Below are 18,931 nucleotides of genomic sequence, written 5' to 3'. Positions count from 1 at the left end.
GGAAAGCGAAAGCGCGACCGGCAGCAGGATGTTGCCGTGCAGAAGGATCTCGGCTCCTCACAGAATCCCTCCGATCTTTTTGTGTCGTTGATGGGCGGGGCGCCCGTGGCTTCCGGCGTCCGGGTTTCCGACACCACGGCTATGCGCGTCTCTGCGGTCTATTCCTGCGTTCGGGTGATTGCCGAGGATGGGGCGAAACTCAAGCCGCAGGTCTGGCGCGAGAAGCCGGACGGCTCGCGGGAGCCTGCGACCGACCACCCGCTTCACGCTATCCTCCGTCGCCCGAACCGGCACATGACACCGGTCAGTCTTCTGCTCGCGATGTTCTCGGCTTGGGGGTTCAGGGGGAATGCCATCGCGGTGATCCTGCGGGACCGGTTCGGGAATGCGACTGGGCTTTGGCCGGTGCATCCAGGAAGCGTCACGATCTACGAGGCGATGGACGGGCGCCTGTTCTACGCCATCTCCCGGCGGACGACGCTGGAGAATGCCATGCTCCGCAATGTGCCGCCGATGGTCCCGGATTACGACGTCCTCCATGTCCGCGGGATGACATTCGACGGCATCGTCGGACTGTCACCCCTGGCGCAGTTGCGGGAGGCCATCGGCATTGCCATTGCTGGCGAGGAATTGTCAGGCAAGCTCATGGCAAATGGCGCCCAGCCGGGCGGCGTCCTTAAGCACCCCAAAGCGCTGACCAAAGATGTCGCAGACCGTTTGCGAGATAGCTGGCGGGGGCGATACGCCGGGTCTGGAAATGCCGGAACCACCGTCATTCTGGAAGAGGGAATGGAGTTTCAGGCGCTGGGCATGACCTCGGTCGATGCGCAGTTCCTAGAGCAGCGCAAGCTGACCATTGAGGAGATTGCCCGCGGCTTCCGCGTGCCGCTGCACATGATCGGCATGCTGGACCGGATGACGAACAACAACGTGGAGGCGCTGACCCGCACCTATTACGATCAAACCCTCATGCCGATGCTGGAGGCATTCGAAGCCGAGTTCGAGCGGGCCTTCAACCTGCCGGATGGCGTCTATGTCGAGTTCGACGTCCGCCGCCTGCTGCGCGCCGACTTCAAGACCCGCCAGGAAGGCAACCGGACCATGTTCCAGTCCGGCGCCCTGATGCCGAACGAATGGCGCATCGACGAGGGGTACAACCCCAGCCCGGCCGGCAACGTCTTCGCGCGCCCGCTGAACACCGCCTATGTGGACCAGCAGGGCGCTGTCGTCTCCATCACTCCGCCCGGCGGCAAGAGCCCGACGGAGCCGGGCGCCGCTCCGAACCCCGAGGAACCGAAATGAGCATGCAGCGCAAGGCCCACAGCGGCACCGCCACCACCCTGGCCGACCTTCGGCAGGTCCGCGTCATCTGTTCGGCGCCCGAGGTGGACCGCGCCGGCGACATGGTGGTTCAGTCCGGCATCGACCTCGCCGCCTACCGCTCCAACCCGGTGGTGCTGTGGCAGCACGACCCGGATCGGCCGATTGCCCACTGCGCCGAGATCGGCGTCACCGACGGCAAGCTGACCGCCCTGGTCCAGTTCCCGCCGGCTGGCGAGGATGAGCTTGCCGATCTGATTTACAACCGTGTGAAGAACAAGGTTGTGAATGCCGTGTCCATCGGCTTCATGGGCAAGAACCTGTCGGCGCTGGACCCGGCCAATCCTCCGCGGTTCGACGCCAATGGATGCAACCTGGGCGGCGGGATCAAATACGAGACCTGCGAACTGGCGGAGCTGTCCTTCGTGTCGGTCCCGGCCGTCCGGAGCGCCCTGGTGGTGGAACGGTCCGGCACGGTATCGATCGATGTCGCCGAGCTGGCGAAGCTGCGCGCCGCCGCCGCCGTGCCGCAGAAGCTCGCAAGCGAATTCCGCGCCATCGCCAAGACGGCGCAGAAGGGTGTGAGGGGGCAAATCCTCCGCCTCGCGAACATGGCGGAGAAGTCGGTGGAGGGGGGTGTAGCCAAGGGCGCGCCGCCGCTGACCGCCAAGGGGCTGTGGCACATCGGCTATCTCGCGAGCGCCCTGTCGGAGATCAACTGGATCCAGGGCAGCGCGGCTTCCGAGGCGGATTGGGAGGATGACGGCAGTGCCGTGCCCGGCATGCTGGCGGACGCGCTGCGTCAGCTGGGCGCCGCGCTGATCGCCATGACGCAGGAAGAGGTCGCGGAGATGCTGGCCGAGCTGGGCGAGCAGGAGGGCGACGACGTCGCCAAGGATGCCCCGCCGCTGACCCTGAAGGACATCATCGGCGCCCTGCACGGGAAGGCCATTCCCAGTCTTACCGTCAAGGCTGGGCGCGTGCTGTCCAGCACTAACGAGGCCAGCCTGACCCAGGCCCGCGACCTGATCGACGGCGTGATCCAACAGGTCGCGCCCGAGGACGACGATCTGGAAACCAGGGCCGCCGATCTGCGGATGCTGGAACTGAAATCCCTCGAATTCACCCTCGCCTGATCGCAGGGGAAACCGATCCGCTTTCCTGGCGGATGACCGGCCGGCCGCACCTCGCGCCCGGCCTTTTTTGCGTGGAGCTTTTCATGAAGACGATCCCGGAAATCCGCCAGGCACTCGCCGCGGCGGTGGACAAGGCGAAGACCGCGTCCAACTCCATCACGACCACCAAGGCGGCCCTGCGCACCGCCGATGCTGCGGGCAAGGAGGCCGCCACCAAGGCCGTGACCGATGCCGAGAAGGCGTATGCCGACGCCCATCAGGTCGCGAAGGACCTGGGGGAGGAACTGGAGCGCGCCGTGTCGATGGAAACGATGGCCGCCAACGGCGCCACCCCCCGCAGCGCCCCGGAGGGCACCTTCGCCTTGCTGCCGGCCACCGTGAAGGGCAGCGAGGAGGTGGTGAAGATGGCGCCGGTGCGCCGCATGCTCGCCGACATCATGGTCCGCCACACCGGCGGCGAGTTGAACGCCGAAAAGTGGCTGGGTCAGGTCTATGGCGAGGACACCGTCGCCGTCATCCAGCGCTCGATGAACCTCAGCAACTACGCCGCCGGTGGCGCGCTGTCCCTCCCGGATTTCGCCTCGGTCATCATCGGGGGCCTGGAGAACATGACGGTGGTGCGCCGAATGTCGCCCCAGGTCCTGAATGTTCCGGGCACCATGATCCTGCCGAAGGAGACGCAGGCCCCCAACGGTTCGTGGACCGGCGAGAACACGGCCCCGACTCCTGGCGAGTTCAAGTTCGGCGACATCCGCCTCGATCCGAAGCGCCTGACCATCGAGGCGGTCATCTCCCGTCGGCTGCTGGATCAGGCGCGCAACGGCGGTGCGGCGGTGCGCAACCTCGAAGCCTATGTCGTCCGCCGGCTGCAGGAGCGCACGGCGGTCAACGAGGACTCGGGCTTCCTGCGCGGCGGCGGCACCGAGCATGTTCCGCTCGGCCTGCGGTCGCAGATCGCTGCCGGAAACGTGTTCGCCATCAGCGGCACCAGTTCGGCGTCCATCGAGGCGGATCTGCGCAAGGCCGTGACATTGCCGAAGGAGGCGAACATCATCGTCACCAGCGGCTACTGGGTGATGGCGCCGCGCACGGTGGCGAAGCTGGCGGACCTGCGCGACCCGAACGGGAACAAGATTTACCCGAGCATCGACGTCAACAACACCCTGCTGCGCAATCCGATCATGGAGACCAATCAGGTCCCCACGAACTTGGGCGGGGCGAACACGGAGATCATGTTCTTCAACGGCCCGAGCATCATCGTCGCCAACGGCTCGGACGCCGAGGTCCGCGTGTCGCTGGAGGGCGGCTATGTCGGTGCCGACGGGAAGAGCTATTTCCTGACCCAGACCAACGAAATCCTCATCCACATGGAGATGTACGCCGACTGCAAGCTGGAGCGGCCGGAAGCCGGCTCCTGCATCACCGGCGTCAGCTACTAACCCGAGCGGGAGGCATATCACCATGCACGCATCCATGCAGAATGCGGCGGCGCTGATCGCCGCCCGCCACGGCGTTGCCGGCGTCGACGTGACGGCCGGCGGGGCCGGCGACAACACCGAGGTCAACTGCGCCTGGGTCGACCGCTTGGGCTTCGCGTCGCTCAAGGCTGTGGTGACTTACACCGCCACGCTGGCCGCCGCCGCGACGCTGACCTTCGCCGCCAACCTTCAGGACGCCAGCGACAGTGGCGGCAGCGGCGCGGACGATTATGGCCCGGCGCTGCCGGCCACCGTGGTCGCGACCGGGCCGGGCGGCGGCGGAACGGTGACCGGTGTGGTGGAACTGGATTTCGACCTGAGCGGCACCAACCGGTATGTCCGGCTTCAGGTGACGCCGAACCTGTCGGCGGCCAACACGGACGTCTGCGAGTTCGGGGTGACCTACATCCTGGCCGGCGCAACCGAGAACCCGGTCAGCGGCACGCTGGTCTGATCCAGTCCCAACCCACACCAGAGGGGCGGGGCTGAAAGGCCCCGTCATTCACCATGCTCGTGCGCTTCCTCAAGAGCCACACCCCCTATCTCGCGGGGGAAACGGCATCGTTCCCCGATGCCCAAGCCGCCGGCTTCATTTCCAGGCGCGTGGCCGTGGCGGTTGCCTCCACCGCGCTCGATGGCAATGAGGGTGGGCCGCTTATCCCCTCCGAACAGTTGGCCGAAGGGCTGGATAGCCTGCTGGCCGGCTTCCGGCAGCGGGGGATCGAGGTCGACCACGCCACGCCGATAGGCGAGTTGGTGTCCCAAGCAGCGGGCATCGTGGCGGCCGAGCGGATCACCTATGAGGCCGCGAAGGCCGACGCTGAGGAGATGACTGCCCCGGCTCCCGGTGGCGAGGGCGCGGCCCCTGACATCGCCCCGGCCGGCAACAAGCCTGCCGCTGAAGTGAAGCCTGAACCCGAGGCGAGCGAGGGTCAGCGGCGCACCGTGACCCCTCCGCGCGTCGCCAGGGGCGCCCAGTAATGGCGAGCGCGCCGGAGCGGGAAGGCGTCGCAAAGCCGGCGCCCGTCGAACAGACCCAGCGCGTCATGCGCGATCTGCGACCTGGGAAGCCGTCGGCGACCGGGCGGGGTGTCCCCTACACCACCAAGGGGTGATCCATGCCCATCGTCACCCTGGAAGAGGCGAAAGCGCATCTGCGCGTCGACGGTGCGGATGAGGACGCCGACATCGCGCTGAAGCTGGCGGCGGCCGAGGACGCCGCCGTGCAGCATCTCAGCCGGCCAGTGCCCTGGACCGATGCCGATGGCGCCGAGGTGCCGGTGCCGCCTTCGGTGAAGGTCGCCATCCTGCTGATCCTGGGCGACCTCTACGCGGTCCGGGAGGGCGCAATCATCGGCGCTACCCACACCATGAATCCGACGGTTGACCGGCTGCTGGGCGCCTATCGCTGGATACCCCTCGCATGAAGCCGCTGCTGATCCTTGGTTCCGGGGCCGCGTTGTCGGCGGACGTTGCCGCGCTGGGCGACTGGCCCGGCCCGGTGATGGCGGTGAACCGGGCGGGCGCCTTCTACCCCGGGCGGCTCGACCATTGGGCCACGCTCCACCCCGACCGGCTCGGCGCCTTCGTCGATGAGCGTAGGACGCGAGGCTTGCCGTTCGAGGGGCAGACCTGGAGTCTTGACGCCGCCGACGGCGTCCGGATCGACCGGGTGGTGACGGACCTTGAGCTGTCCGGCTCCTCCGGTCTCTTCGCCGTCCGCATCGCCCTGCATCGGCTCGGACATAAACGCGTCGTGCTGGCTGGTGTGCCGATCGACAACGGGCGGCACTTCTATGACGGCGCGCGCCGCTCCGGACCGGGGTTCGTCGGCTACCGTCTGGAGTGGCGCCGCGCTGCCCGCGGTGAATTCGACGGCCGGGTCCGCTCGCTGTCGGGCTGGACGGCTGACCTGTTGGGCCGCCCCGATCCCGCTTGGCTGGAGGGTTGAATGATGAAGACCGCCGGTGCCGGCGATCTGGACCAACGGATCCAGATCGAAGCCAAGACCCGCGTCCCGGATGAGGGTGGCGGATCGGTCGAGGCCTGGGCGCTGGTCGCCACCGTCTGGGCTAAGGTCTGGCCGGTCTCCGGCCGTGAGCGCGCCGAGGCCCGGCAGGTCGAATCTGCCACCATGATGCGCTTCAAGGTCCGGCACCGGGACGGGCTCGACGCCGGCATGAGGATCGTCTGGCGGGGCCGGACCCACAACATCCGCTTCATCGCCGATGCCGGCCGACGGGAAGCCTTCATGACCATCGACGCCGAAGCGGGGGTTGCGCCATGAAACTTGCCTTGATCCGAACTGCACGGTTCGGCGTGATCCGCCTGGAATGGTGGTGGCCGGAAGCCGGGCTCGTGCTCTGGGTCGGTGGGCGCGTCCGCTTCAAGCTGTGGAGTGCCCTCTGATGGCCAGCAAGATCACCGGCGGCAGGTCGCTGCAGGCGGCACTGCGCAAGCTTCCGATCGACATCAAGACGGGGGTGGCCCAGGCTGTGGCCCAGGCTGGCGCGGTGATCTACGCCGACGCCCTGGCCGCTGCGCCGGGACCGGAACACCCCTACGCCACCGGGGAGCTGAAGCGGAAGCTGCGGCTCATGATCAGCCGGAACGGTCTTCAGGCCCGTGTCGGTTCCTGGGGCAAGCGCCGCGCCCGCCATATCCATCTGGTCGAGTTCGGCGCGGCCCCCCACGACATCCGGATGTCGGACGGCGGCGTGATCCACCATCCCGGCGCCCCAGCCCAGCCCTTCCTGTTCCCGGCTTACCGCCGGCATCGGGCGCAGAGTGTCAAGCTGATCCGCGCCGCGGTGAATGAGGCGCTGTCGCGTGCCGCCGCCCGCCAAGGGGGCAAGTCGTGAGCGCCGCATCCTGGCCGCTTCAGAAGGCCCTGTTCGCCGCGCTGAAGACGGCGCTGGGCGATGCCGTGCCGGTGCTGGACGACGTGCCGCAGGGGCAGGCCTTCCCCTATGTCGTGATCGGCGATGACACCGTCACCGATTGGCCGATGCTGGGCGATGACGAAGCCGAAGAGATCGACACCGTCATCCACGTCTGGAGCCGCTATGCCGGCAAACGCGAGACGAAGGAGCTGATGGGCACGATCAAGGCGGCGCTGCACCAGCAGCCGTTACCGGTCGACGGTCAGCAACTGGTGACCCTGCGCTTCGCCTTCGAAGCCCTCTTCATGGAGCCGGACGGGTTGACCCGTCACGGCGTGATCCGCTTCCGCGCTCTGCTGCAGAGCGCCTGACCGTCTTCGGCATTGCCGGAGCTTCCGGGCCGCCCATGGGGCGGCTCTTTTTCTAAGGAGAGAACCCCCATGGGTGCGATTTCCACCGCGAAGATGAAGGTCTACATCGAAGCCGGCACCGCGTGCGATACGCTGACCGAATACGATGCGCTGACATGGGTGAAGGTCGGCAACCTGCTGGACGTCGGCGAGTTCGGCGCGCAGTTCCAGGAAGTGACCTACACCACCATCGACGAAGCCATCGTCCACCGTCTGAAGGGCGCTCTGGACAATGGCACCTTCTCCATCACCGTCGCCCGCAACCCGGATGACGAAGGTCAGGGCGATGTCCTGGCTGGCCTGGACAGCTATGAGAACGTGAACATCAAGGTCGAGCTGAACGACAAGCCGGCCGGTGCCGGCGCCAAGCCGACCCGCTTCTGCTATCCGGCGAAAATCTTCTCCTACAAGAACCAGTTCGGCGACGCGAATCAGGTCGTGAAGGCCGTGATCAACATCGGCATCGACGGCGGGATCATCGAAGGCGCCCGCGGAACCTGACGGCATACCGCCGGCCGGGGCTGCGCTCCGGTGGCGGTTCAGCGGGCCGGTGGCGAGTCAGGGCGCCACCGGCCTTTTTCATCCGCCCTGACACTCTTCCCCCTGACCAAGAGGAACTTCGACCATGTCCAAGCTGAATTCCGGCACCGTCACCATCACCCTCGACGGCGAAAAGGTCGTGCTGAAGCCGACCCCACGCGCCGCGATGGCGATCAGCACCCACTTCGAAGGCCTGCAGGGAGCGGTGCCGCGCATCGCCAGCCATGACATCGCCGCCGCCGCCTTCGTGATCGCAGCCGGTGCCGGTATCCGCGGCGAAGCGGCCAAGGGCCTGAACGACAAGGTCTACAGCGCCGGCATCAGCGATCTGGCAGCCCCCCTGGTCGAGTTCATCGTCATCCTGATGAACGGCGGCAAGCGGCCGGACGACATGCCGTCCACCGAGGACGTTGAGGAAGACGAGGGAAACGGCGAGGCCTGACCCTCGACGCATATCTGGAACAACTCTTCAAGTACGCGACGGGCTGGCTCGGATGGGTGCCGGATGTCTTCTGGGACACCCCCATACCCCAGATCGAGCTGGCCCTGGATGGTCGCGTCGACTTCCTGAAGAAAACCAACCCTTGGGGCGCGGAGAAGGAGGAAGCCCCCTCCGCCGCGTCCGAGGAAGAAGCCGCCGACCGGCTGATCGCCATCCTCCGGAGCAATCCACGCTACCGGAAGCCGACAGCCTGAGTCCGACCAGCAGGGTGCCCGGCCATGCCGCGGCGCCCTTCCTCCATCCGGAATCCGTCCATGGCTGAACTCGAAGGCCTTTCCGTCTCTCTGACCGCCGATACCGGCGGGCTTGACCGTGGCATGCGGTCGGCGGAGCAGTCGGTTGCCCGCGCCGAACGGGCGCTGACGACGTCAGCGGGCCGGATGGATCAGGCGATGGAGCGGGTCAACCGCTCCGCCGCCCTGGTGACGCAGCGGCTCAACCAGTTCGCCGCGGTGATCGGCATCGGCGGTCTCGCCGCCATAGCGGCCAAGACCAAGGACTATGCCGAAGCCTGGACCCAGGTCGGCAACCGCCTGCGGCAGGTGGCGCAGGACGCCGGCCAGATGAAGGCGACGCAGGAACAGCTCTTCCAGGCCGCCCAGAAGGCGGGCGTGTCCATGGCGTCCGTGGTGGACGTCTACAGCCGCGCCTCCCAGGCGGCGGGCGAGCTGGGCGCGTCCCAGGAACAACTGACCCGCTTCTCCGGCGGCGTCGCCCAGGCGCTCGCCGTCTCCGCCACCAGCGCGGACGCCGCCTCCGGGGCGATGCAGCAGCTCGGGCAGTTGCTCGGCTCCGCCCGCGTTCAGGCGGAGGAATTCAACTCCATCCTCGACGGGGCCCCACGGGTGGCGAAGGCGGTCGCCGATGGGCTGACCGAAGCGGGCGGCTCCGTCTCGCGCCTGAAACAGCTCATCAACGACGGCAAGGTCAGCAACAAACAGTTCTTCGACGCCTTCCTTGGGCAGGTTCCCAAGATCCAGGCGGAGTTCGACAAGACGGTGCCGACCATCAGCCGGTCGCTCGCCATCCTCGACAACGCCATGGGCAAGCTGATCGGCGAGGCGAACGAAGCGGCCGGGGCCACCACGACCCTGGCTCGCGGCATCCAGGCGCTGGGCGAGAACCTGAACGCCGTCGCCACCGGGGTGACGGCGGTCGGCACGGCCATGGCGTCGGTCTACGTCGCGCGCGGGCTGGTGCCGGCGGTCGCCGCCGGGCTGGAGTTCGCCAAGGCGCAAATCGCCTTGCGCGGTGAACTGGTCAAGAACACCGGCCATGTGCTGCAGAAGGAGGCGGCGCTTCGGGCCGGGGCTGCCGCCGCTGCCCAGGCCGCCGCCGCTGATCTTGCCGCCGCCGAAGCGGCTGCGGTCAAGGCCCGGTCCGATCTGGCCGCCCGTGCCGCCCAGTATGAAGCCGCGGTGGCGTTGGATGCCGCCATCGGCAAGACCGCCCGCCTGACCCAGGCGGAAGAAGCTCTGACGGCGGCCCGCCTCACCCGTGCCGCTGCCGACGAACGGGTCGCGCAAGCGTCGATTGCCGTCAACATGGCATCGCAGGCGCAGGCCTCCGCCATCGCCCGCACCACCGCCGCCGCAACCCTGCTGTCGCGGGCGGGGGCCGGGCTGTCGTCCGTCATGGGTCTGGTCGGTGGCCCCTGGGGTGCCGCCTTCCTGGCGGCCGGTGCCGCCGTCTATTACCTCTCCGCCCGGACCACGGAAGCGGACAAGGCGCAGGAAGCCTACAACCGCACCTTGGCCGATGGTCGGCAGCGGGTGCAGGAACTGACCTCCGCCACCCGTGAACAGGCGAACGCCCTGCTGGAGAAACAGCGCAACGAGGTGGCCGCCGCCCAGGACACGGCAGCGGCGGCGCAGGCGGAGCTGGCCGCCCAGGAAGCGCTGTACAAGCGGACCGGCAACGTCCGTGCCGATGGCACCCCCAACCAGACCGGGGTGATGCGCCAGTTGATCGAGGTGGCGGAAACCACCCGCAAGCGGGCGCAGGCGGCAGCGGCGGCCCTCGACGCGATGAACGCGGTGGGGCAGAAGACCGGCGACGCGGTCGGTCTGGAGATGGCGAGCAAGCTATCGCGCGGCACCGCCGCCTTCAACGCGCTGAACACCGCCCTGTCCGACGCGCTGAAACAGGCGGGGATGACGGTCCAGTCCGGCAAGCTCATGACCAACGAGCAGGCCGAAACCGAAAAGGCGGTCACCGCGCTGGGGCAGGCGCTGAAGGCGGGGGCCGGCTTCCTGCGCAGCTACGGCACCGATGCCCAGCAGATCGCGGGCATCATGGCCGCGCTGAAGCTGAAGATCGATCCCGTCGCGTCGGCCATCGCCGACATGAACCGCGAGCTGGCGCAGGCCGGCGCGGCGGAGGGAGCCGCCCGCACAGCGCTGACCGTCCTGCAGCAGATCAACCAGCAGCGGGAGAAGGAGGGCAAAACCCCGCTGACCACGGTCAGCCCCGAGTATCTGCAACTGCTGGGCAAGGCACAGGAGGTGGAAACCAAGCGGGTGGAATCCGCCACCGCCGCCCGCGAGAAGGTTCTTGACCTCGAAAAGCGGATCACCGCAGCGCAGACCGCCGGTAACGCGGCCGGGGCCGCAGAGCTGCAGCGCCAGAAGGCGGTGGAGCAGATGGTTGCCCGCGGCGTCGACCGGAAGGTCGCCGAAGCCAACGCCGCCCAGGATTATGCCGTTGCCATCGCCGAAGCCGGTGCCGCCGCCGGTCAGGCCGGCAAGGAAATCCTGCTGGCCGCCGATGCCCAGATGGTGATGGCGCGTGCCGCCGGCCTGGGCGAGGCGGCGACGCGGCAGGCGACCTATGCCACCAAGCTGGCGCAGGAAGCCGCCAAGGGGAACGGCAACGTCATGGCGGTCGCCGCCGCCAACCGCCGGGAGGAAGCGGCGGCCATCGAGCAAATCAGCAACGAGACCGTCAGGTCGCTGGAGCTGGAGACGGCCAACACCAACGCGCTGACGCTCGCCATGGCGTCGGGTGGGGCTGCCGTCCGGGTGGCGCAGGAAGAGGAATACAAGCTTGCCCTGATCCGCAAGTTCGGCAGCGATGCCACCGTTGCCGGCACCGCAGCCCAGCAGGCGCTGAACAAGGCGATGGACGCCTATCGGAAGAACCGGGCGGCGAACGACAACAACCGGCTTCAGCAGGAACGTCAGGCCGCGAACGACAACCTTGCCCTGGCCCAGCGTGAGCTGGAGCTGATGGGGCAGGCGGAGCCGGTGCGCGAACGCGCCCTGACCACCATGCGCAATCAGCAGGAAGCCGCCCGTAAGGTGGCGGAGCTGGGCGAGGACGGCGCGCGGCAGTGGCTGGCGTGGCAGGAACAGATCGCCGACAAGCGGGCGATGATCGACTATCTGAAGTCGGTCCAGGCCACGGCCAAGGAAATCTCCGGCGACATTTCGGAAGCGCTGTACGACCGGCTGATGGACCCGAGCAAGGCCACCAGCGTGGTGGACCTGTTCAAGAGCATCTTCAAGCGCATCGCCGTTGCCGCCCTCGAAACCAACATCGTCCTGCCCATTGTCACCCAGGTCGTGGGGGCGATGCCGTCGCTGTTCGGCATCACCGCCCCGGCCGGGGCGGCCGGCTCCGCCACCAGCAGCCTGACCGGCAGCCTGACCAATGCCGCCCTGTCCAAGGCTGGCGGTTGGGCCATGGACAAGCTGGGTCTGACCGGCGGGCTAGACGGTGTGATGAACACCACCCTGTGGACCGGATCATCCGGCATCGCGCCCGGTTATGTCGATGTCGTCGGGTCTGAGGCCATCACCAACTCTGCCGCCGCGACAGGTGGCGGCGCGACGCTGGGCGGCGTCCTGGCCGCTGGTGGCGCTGGTGCACTTGGTGGCGGCCTTGTCGGCGGCTGGCTCGGCACCAAGACAAATAGCAAGGTCGTGGGTGGTGCAACAGGAGCCCTTGCCGGTGCTGGGGCGGGCTACCTCTCCACCGTCATCGGCCTATCGTCGCTGGGCGGCCCGGTGGGTGCCGCCATCGGTGCCGTTGCCGGCCTGATCATGGGCATGATCGGCACCCAGAAAGCCACGGTCGGTCCCACCGCGTCGGCGGACATCACCATCACCGCCGGCGGCAAGAGCGCGACGGCGGGCAACTTCCAGGTCGACAATGACGGGAAGATCGAAGACGCACAGAAGCTGGGCACCGCCTTCAGCACGATCTTCACCGCGGCGGCGGCCGGCGGCGGCAAGCTGGCGAAAGAGTTCGGCATCGGCCAGACCGCGGCCAAGGGCCTCTATGTCGGCGGCTCCGTCCCCTACAAGGAATTCGGTAAGGGCGACGATGCGCTGGGCAACCTGCTGCGGTACACCCTGCTGGAACAGGGCGGGCTGACCAACGCCGGGACAGCCGTCACCAAGGCAATCAAGAACACCAAGGCGACCACTTACGAGGACGCTGCCAAGGATATCGCGCTGGGGTCCGGCATCGACGCCGGCACCACCGCCCTGGCCGCTCTCGACAAGTCGCTGAACAGCTTCACCAAGGCGGCCAAGGAAGCGACGGCCGAATCGCTGAAGCCGATGCTGGACGAGCTGGAGCGGGCGAAGAAGCTGGACCTGGGCAGCGAGTATGTGAAGCTCGCCACCGGCCAGTTGAATGCCTATCTCGACCAGCTCCGCAACCCGCCGGATTACACCCAGGTCGAACAGGACATGGCGTCGCTGACCGGCCAGTTTCAGGCGATCCGCGACGCCTATCAGCAGCTCAACCCCGCCCTGGCTACCGTTGTCGACCAGATCGAAAAGGAGACCCGCGCCCGTATCAAGGCGAGCGTGCAGGACGATGCCAACCGCCAGCTCAACAGCGCCTTGGGCCGCGACTACATCAACTCCATCAACGATCTGGTGAAGACGCGGGACATCAACGCCCGCAATCTGACGGCGGTCGGTCTCAGCACCCAGCGGGCAACAGAGATCTTCGACGCCTCGCTGACCAGCCTGCTGAACGGCTTGGACGCGTCGCAACTCGACGTGATCGCGGCCAGCTTCACCGGCTCCATCCACGATTTGGCGGTGTCGATGCGCGACACCAGCGCGGCGACCGTGCAGGCGGCGGCGAACCTGAAAGCCTACAAGGCCGATCTGAACAGCCGGATGTACGCTGCACTCGGCAACGACCGCGGTGCCGGCCTGATCGCGCTGGATCAGCAACAGGCGGTGGAACTCGCCCAGGCCAAGGCCGCCGGCTACGACACCGCCCAGCTTCGCATGGTGCAGGCGGCGGAGCGGGGGCAGAGGGCCTTCGCCCTGGCACAGGCCGATGTGTTGGCCGCCTATGACGCGCAGATCACCGCGCAACAGGCCCTGGTCGAAAGCCTTCAGACCAGCGCCCAGGCGATGCAGCAGTTCCGGCAGGCCTATGACGCGCTCGCCGTCAACGACAACTCGCCCCTGAACGCCCGCGACCGGCTGGCCGAAGCCCGCCGCCAGTTCGAAACGGCTTACACCACGGCCAAGGATGCCTCCGCCAGCGAGGCGGAGAAGACGGCGGCCATCGCCACCCTGCAGCAGCTCGGTCCGACGCTGGTGCAGCTCGCCAAGGGCTTCTTCGGGTCGACCGACACCACCGACTATGACCGGGTGCGGCAGGTCTTTGCCGAGTTCGCCGGTCTCCAATCGGACGGCGTCGACACCGCGCAGAGCCAACTCGACACAGCCAACGCCACGCTGAAGGAGCTGCAGCGCCAGCGGGCTGAAGCTGCCAACCTGGGGCAGAAACAGTACGGCGCGCTGACCGACCTCAACAGCATCATGAACCAGTCCTATCTGGTCTGGCAGGCGTCGCTGACGGCGTTGCAGGGGCTGACCGGTGGCAACTCCAGCACCGCGCCGACCACCACGGTCGACAGGACGATTGAGCAGAAGCGCCAGCGGCTGGAAGCCTTCAGCAATGCCGACATCGAGCAGGCCTTCGGCGGCTTCAGCGACATCATCGCGGCACGGGCGGCCGATCCGACCTTCAACCTCGCCCTGTGGTTCAAGACCTACGGCATCAACGAGGTGTTGGCCGGCACCCGCAGCATTCCCGGTTTCGCCAGCGGCACCGACAGCGCGCCGCCCGGCTTCGCCTGGGTTGGCGAGCATGGCCGGGAGCTGGTGCGAATGGCCGGCGGCGAGCGGGTCTATCCGCACGAGGCATCGCTGGCGATGGCGCGGCGCTTCCAGGCGGCGAACGACCGCTGGGGCGGCAACGTCACCGCCCTGCGCGCGCCCAGCATCCCGCCCATCGTCATCAACACCGCCGGGCTGGAACAGCGCCTCGACCGGGCGGTCGCGGTGCTGGAGCGCATCCTTGACGCCATCGAAGACGGCGATGCCGACACGCTGGGCGAGCTGAAGAGCATCGGCAAACAGCTTGGCCGCTCCGCCGCCCCGGTCGGTCAGCGCCGCGCCGTGAACGGGTGATCCCATGCCATACCTGATGCGCGCTGAGCCGTACGACGCCAGCCTTGGCGCGGTGCGGCCCCTCTTCTTCTCGGACGTCGGCTTCACCAGCGAGCCGGCGGACAGCCCGTCCAACACGTACTTTGTCAGGCGGATCGAGACGCCGTTGCAGGTCAGCCGGTCGCTGTTCGACGGCACTGCCGTGGGCGGCTTTTCCGAGACCAGCTTCGGCTCCGCCACCTTGGGGAATGACGACGGGGCGCTGGACTGGCTGGCCGATCTGGACTGGGACGGCCGGCTGGTGGAGATCCTGTACACGCCGAAGGAGCGTCCGACGTTGGCAGATTTCGGCGTGCTGTTCTCCGGTGCCGCGGAGCAAATGGTGTTGGGCGACGCCATCGAAATCCAGCTCCGCGACCTGTTGGTGCTGCTGGACGTGCCGGCCAGTCGGGGGCAGTTCGGCGGAACCGGCGGCATCGACGGCACGGCGGAGCTGAAGGGACGCGACAAGCCCTGGCTGATCGGCCGGCGCCGGCAGATCGAACCGGTGCTGATCGACGCCGCCAACAACGTCTACATGGTCGATCCGCTGGGCTTCTCCACCCTGCTGGCGGCCCGCGACAAGGGGGTCGCCTATCCGGCCCCGGTGGGGGATTACGCCTCCTATGCCGCCCTGGTCGCCGCCCCGCTGACCGGTGACGACGTCGCCACGGCCAAGGCTGCCGGGTTGATCAGGCTGGGGCAGGAGCCGGACGGCCGCTTCACCGTCGACGCGGAGGGGGTGAAGGTCTCGGGGGCCTGGATTTACCGCTTCGCCGATCTGGTGCAGCACCTCGTTACCAGCATGACGACGGTGACCGGTGCCGGCCTGCTGGACGCCTCCTTCACCGCCTTCAACCTCCTTCAGCCCGCTGTGCTCGGCTACTGGTGCGACGGGTCCAGTGTGCCGAAGGTGCGCGACGTGGTCGATCAGCTCGCCGATTCGGTCGGGGCGTTCTGGGGCTTCGGTGAAGATCGCCTGCTGTCGCTGGGGCGCTACGATGGGCCGGCCATGGTCGCCGACTTCGCATTCGGCGAACGGGACATCATCGAGCTGACCCCGCGGTCGGTCGCACGCCGGATGAAGTCGCTGAAGCTGGGCTATCGCCCCTTCGGCGTGACCTTCACCGCGTCCGATCTTGATCAGGTCAACGTCGCCGCGGCCGATGCCGAAGCCTTCCAGGCCGAATATCGCTGGACCGCTGTGGCGACCGATGCCGCCGCTGCCGCCGCCTCTCTGCTGGCGACGGAGGACGAGGGCAAGACCCTGTTCGACGCGGAAGCCGACGCCGTCACAGAGCGCGACCGCCGGCTGGTTCTCTATGCCGCCAAGCGCAAAGCCTTCGATGTCACCGTTCCGCTGACTCCCGGCCTGACGGTCGGGCACACGGTGGCGCTGACCGACCCGCGCTATGGGCTGGCCGGCGGATGGCGGGGCGTGGCGCTGGAGATCGAGCGGAATGCCGACGACGAAAACATGAAACTGACGGTGCTGGGATGAAGCCGCTGCATGTCCTGTGGAAGAAGCCGACCGACGCCGGGGGCTATAGCGGCGGGGCCTGGGTGGATACGGGCGGGCTGGCGCTGGGCAACCTGACCACCCAGGACGTCATGGAGATGGCCCGCTCCGTCGACACGGCGGAAGCCTCGACTTGGTGGCGGATCGACCTTGGCCGGCTGACCCCGTTGTCGATGTTCGCGCTCCTGAACCACAACGGCAGCACGGTGGCCCGCCGCCGGCATGTCGTCACCAACAGCCCGACCGACAGCGGAACTCCGGTCTATGACACCGGCTTCGAACGGATGCGGACGCCTACCGAAGTCTGGGGCGCCCGTCCCTTCGGGGCTTTCCCCTTCGACGGCATCGACACTGCGGCCTATCCCGGCGGGCTGATCGACCTGCACGTCGCTCCGTCGACCGTCTATGGCCGCTACCTCTTCACCTATGTGAGCGACGTCGACAACCCGGCCGGCTATTTCCAGGCCGGCCGCTTCATGGCTGGCGAGGTGTGGACGCAGTCGATGGCCTTCGGCGTCAAGCTCCGTACCGCCGATCCGAGCGAGCCACGGCGGACTCGTGGCGGCCGGCGGTTGGTTCGCCGTCTGCCACGCTATCGGGAACTGTCGATCACCTTCGAGCACATGACGGAGCGGGACGCCATGGCGACCGGCTTCGAGATCGAGCGGCAGTTGGGCAAGGACGGCGATTTCCTGCTGGTCTACGACCCCGACGATGCTCCCGCCGTGCGCTTCCGCCGCACCGTCTATGCCGCGCTGAGCGATACGACCGGCATCACCACCACGACCGCCACCATGCCACGCCGCTACGGCTGGGGTATCACCGCTGAGGAACTGATCTGATGGCGACCTTCAACGGCACCGACTGGACCTTCGCCGATTTCTCCGGCGCGGACGGCTATGCCTATGCGGAGAATTGGGACCCGTTCTGGGATGACGTCATTGCCGAGATGGATGCCCGCCGCGAAGACCTGGGCAGCGCGCTGGTGGCGACGTCGGCAACCAACAGCGTCGCCATCGGCACCGGCTCCAAGACGATGACCATCACCACCGGCAAGGGCTTCGTCGCCGGCATGTGGGTGGCGGCGACCGACGCCGCCAATGCGGCCAATACGATGGTCGGGCAGGTGACGAGCCACGACCCCGCCACCGGGGCGCTGACCCTGTCGGTGCTGGCGGGCAACACCACCGGAGGCGGCACGCCGTCATCCTGGACCATCGGCATCAGCGGCAAGCCGGGACCGACGCCCTCCAGCTTCCCGGCCGGCACGGTCGCTGCCCCGGGTTGGGCGGTGACCGGCGATCCGGATACCGGGCTTGCGCAGATCGCGGGTGCCAACAGCCTGTCAGCTGTCGGTGGTGGAAAGGAGTTGCTGCGTCTGCTGGCCGGGCTGGCCGCCCTGTTCAATACCGATGCCAGTTCTGCCGGGCAAACAGCTATGACGCTGGGGAGCGCGTCCGACAGCTTGGATTTCCAACTTCTGCTGAACAGCGGCGCGAACACGACACTGAGCGGCGCCCGCTCAGTGAACTTGCTCGCGAACGTCGGGCCTATCGGTTTTTGGTTCAACCGGTTGTCCCCGGCGCTGTCGCTGGAATTATCGTCGTCCTTGGCGACATTCGGGGTGCCCGCCAAAGCGAAACAGGCATCCGTCGCCTATGCCGCCACCATCACCCTGAACTTCGCGGCGCAGGATTATGTCATCGGCGACCTGACCGGGCCGCTGACCCTCGCCAATCCGTCCGCCTATCCTGTCGGACAGCGCGGCGAAATCCTGATCCATGAGGACGGAACGGGGGGCCGGACGGTCAGCGTCGGGTCCAACTGGTTCAAGGTCGGCAAGGACACGGTCAACACGGCGGCCGGGAAATACAGCGTCATCACCTATTGGGTGGTCTCCGGCAGCGTCGTCATTTACTCGATTGCCGGGGGTGCGTGATGGCGGTATTCGGCTCCTTCCGCATGGCGTCGTCCAAGGCCTGTGCCGTCGATGCGTCGGCCGGGTCGCGGACCTTCCTCATGCGCGGCGATGGCACGGCTGGATTGGCTCCGACACAGGACGATCTGGGCAACGCCGTCGCCATGAGTGCGAGCGGGCGTACCAAGTATCAGGCGTCGCCGAAATACTGGAGCGATTACACGACGGCCTTGTTCTTCGACAGTTCGGGCTACACCACGGCCGGTGCACCCTTCAACTTCGGATCAGGCGGCGCGCCGTTCTCTTTGTTGCTCCGGCCGTGGTTCGTGACGGGCGTCGGCGGTGAAACCGCGCAGCCCATCCTTGCAACCGGCAACGGCTTCGGCAGTTGGGGGCCGGGCGGTCTGCAGAACGAAATCCGGCTTGTGTCCGCAGGCACCGTTCGTCTCAACTTCTACAGCGGCACGACACCATACACCTTCGACATAGCGGCGCCCGCATCCATCATGGACTCCGCCCATGAGGTGCTCATCACCTACGACGGCACCACGACCCGCGGCTATATCGACGGGTCTCTGCGCGCCAGCACGATGCAAGCCTACACCGCCATTGGCGGCACGCTGACCGCCCGCATCGGCGATCCGACGGATGCCTCCTACGTCAAGGTCGGCGTGACGGATTTCACCGCCTATGCGTCCTGCCTGACGACGGCGTCCAGCTACACCCTGCCCACGCTCCCGCCCTGCTGAGGATCGCAGC

Annotated in this window: 19 protein-coding genes; all 19 read left to right on the top strand. The window is 67.5% G+C overall.

Annotation, left to right across the window (positions count from 1 at the left end; all coding sequences use genetic code 11):
- The first annotated feature begins 36 nt into the window (after positions 1–36).
- The 19 genes from PWS46_RS05740 (at position 37) to PWS46_RS05650 (ending at position 18,921) form a co-directional block, all read left to right on the top strand.
- On the top strand, positions 37–1,302 hold the full coding sequence (locus PWS46_RS05740) for a phage portal protein (RefSeq protein WP_434619223.1): 1,266 nt from the start codon (positions 37–39) through the stop codon (positions 1,300–1,302).
- Positions 1,299–2,456, top strand: coding sequence for a hypothetical protein (locus PWS46_RS05735; protein WP_434619221.1), 1,158 nt, complete (start codon positions 1,299–1,301; stop codon positions 2,454–2,456). The genes PWS46_RS05740 and PWS46_RS05735 overlap by 4 nt, the downstream gene beginning before the upstream one ends.
- An 83-nt stretch (positions 2,457–2,539) precedes the next feature.
- Positions 2,540–3,895, top strand: coding sequence for a phage major capsid protein (locus tag PWS46_RS05730; protein ID WP_434619218.1), 1,356 nt, complete (start codon positions 2,540–2,542; stop codon positions 3,893–3,895).
- Between the two features lie 22 nt (positions 3,896–3,917).
- A complete protein-coding gene (locus tag PWS46_RS05725; RefSeq protein WP_434619216.1) occupies positions 3,918–4,388 on the top strand; it encodes a hypothetical protein in 471 nt (156 codons plus the stop codon).
- A 53-nt stretch (positions 4,389–4,441) separates the two neighbouring features.
- Entirely contained in the window at positions 4,442–4,915 is a 474-nt protein-coding gene (locus tag PWS46_RS05720; protein WP_434619213.1) for a hypothetical protein, read from the top strand.
- Positions 4,915–5,049: a hypothetical protein gene (locus tag PWS46_RS05715; protein WP_434619210.1), complete on the top strand. Its 135-nt coding sequence runs from the start codon at positions 4,915–4,917 to the stop codon at positions 5,047–5,049. Before PWS46_RS05720 ends, PWS46_RS05715 begins: the two co-directional genes overlap by 1 nt.
- Positions 5,050–5,052: 3 nt before the next feature.
- Complete coding sequence (locus PWS46_RS05710) at positions 5,053–5,361, top strand: head-tail connector protein (protein WP_434619207.1); 309 nt, start codon at positions 5,053–5,055, stop codon at positions 5,359–5,361.
- Entirely contained in the window at positions 5,358–5,885 is a 528-nt protein-coding gene (locus PWS46_RS05705; protein ID WP_434619204.1) for a hypothetical protein, read from the top strand. Before PWS46_RS05710 ends, PWS46_RS05705 begins: the two co-directional genes overlap by 4 nt.
- Positions 5,886–6,221: a phage head closure protein gene (locus tag PWS46_RS05700; RefSeq protein WP_434619201.1), complete on the top strand. Its 336-nt coding sequence runs from the start codon at positions 5,886–5,888 to the stop codon at positions 6,219–6,221.
- A gap of 121 nt (positions 6,222–6,342) precedes the next feature.
- Positions 6,343–6,795 carry an HK97-gp10 family putative phage morphogenesis protein gene (locus PWS46_RS05695; RefSeq protein WP_434619198.1) on the top strand — a complete coding sequence of 151 codons (453 nt, stop codon included), beginning with the start codon at positions 6,343–6,345 and terminating at the stop codon, positions 6,793–6,795.
- Positions 6,792–7,187 carry a DUF3168 domain-containing protein gene (locus PWS46_RS05690; protein ID WP_434619195.1) on the top strand — a complete coding sequence of 132 codons (396 nt, stop codon included), beginning with the start codon at positions 6,792–6,794 and terminating at the stop codon, positions 7,185–7,187. Before PWS46_RS05695 ends, PWS46_RS05690 begins: the two co-directional genes overlap by 4 nt.
- A 69-nt stretch (positions 7,188–7,256) precedes the next feature.
- On the top strand, positions 7,257–7,727 hold the full coding sequence (locus tag PWS46_RS05685; RefSeq protein WP_434619192.1) for a hypothetical protein: 471 nt from the start codon (positions 7,257–7,259) through the stop codon (positions 7,725–7,727).
- Between the two features lie 124 nt (positions 7,728–7,851).
- Positions 7,852–8,208 (top strand): hypothetical protein, encoded by a 357-nt coding sequence (locus PWS46_RS05680; protein ID WP_434619189.1) that lies wholly within the window; start codon positions 7,852–7,854, stop codon positions 8,206–8,208.
- 56 nt (positions 8,209–8,264) lie between these two features.
- Complete coding sequence (locus PWS46_RS05675) at positions 8,265–8,462, top strand: hypothetical protein (protein WP_434619186.1); 198 nt, start codon at positions 8,265–8,267, stop codon at positions 8,460–8,462.
- 60 nt (positions 8,463–8,522) lie between these two features.
- Positions 8,523–14,717 carry a tape measure protein gene (locus tag PWS46_RS05670; protein WP_434619183.1) on the top strand — a complete coding sequence of 2,065 codons (6,195 nt, stop codon included), beginning with the start codon at positions 8,523–8,525 and terminating at the stop codon, positions 14,715–14,717.
- A 4-nt stretch (positions 14,718–14,721) separates the two neighbouring features.
- Positions 14,722–16,236, top strand: a complete 1,515-nt coding sequence (locus tag PWS46_RS05665) for a hypothetical protein (RefSeq protein ID WP_434619180.1) — start codon at positions 14,722–14,724, stop codon at positions 16,234–16,236.
- On the top strand, positions 16,233–17,096 hold the full coding sequence (locus PWS46_RS05660; RefSeq protein WP_434619177.1) for a hypothetical protein: 864 nt from the start codon (positions 16,233–16,235) through the stop codon (positions 17,094–17,096). The genes PWS46_RS05665 and PWS46_RS05660 overlap by 4 nt, the downstream gene beginning before the upstream one ends.
- Entirely contained in the window at positions 17,096–18,193 is a 1,098-nt protein-coding gene (locus PWS46_RS05655) for a hypothetical protein (protein ID WP_434619174.1), read from the top strand. The genes PWS46_RS05660 and PWS46_RS05655 overlap by 1 nt, the downstream gene beginning before the upstream one ends.
- The gene (locus PWS46_RS05650) at positions 18,193–18,921 is read left to right on the top strand and encodes a LamG-like jellyroll fold domain-containing protein (RefSeq protein ID WP_434619171.1); all 729 of its coding nucleotides are present in this window, start codon (positions 18,193–18,195) and stop codon (positions 18,919–18,921) included. The genes PWS46_RS05655 and PWS46_RS05650 overlap by 1 nt, the downstream gene beginning before the upstream one ends.
- Positions 18,922–18,931 lie beyond the last annotated feature (10 nt).

Origin of the sequence: Azospirillum sp. B2RO_4 (assembly GCF_051124815.1) — a bacterium.
In the GTDB taxonomy this organism is placed as follows: Bacteria; Pseudomonadota; Alphaproteobacteria; order Azospirillales; family Azospirillaceae; genus Azospirillum.
Note: the sequence above shows the minus strand (reverse complement) of the source record. Positions and strands in the feature narration are given on the sequence as shown.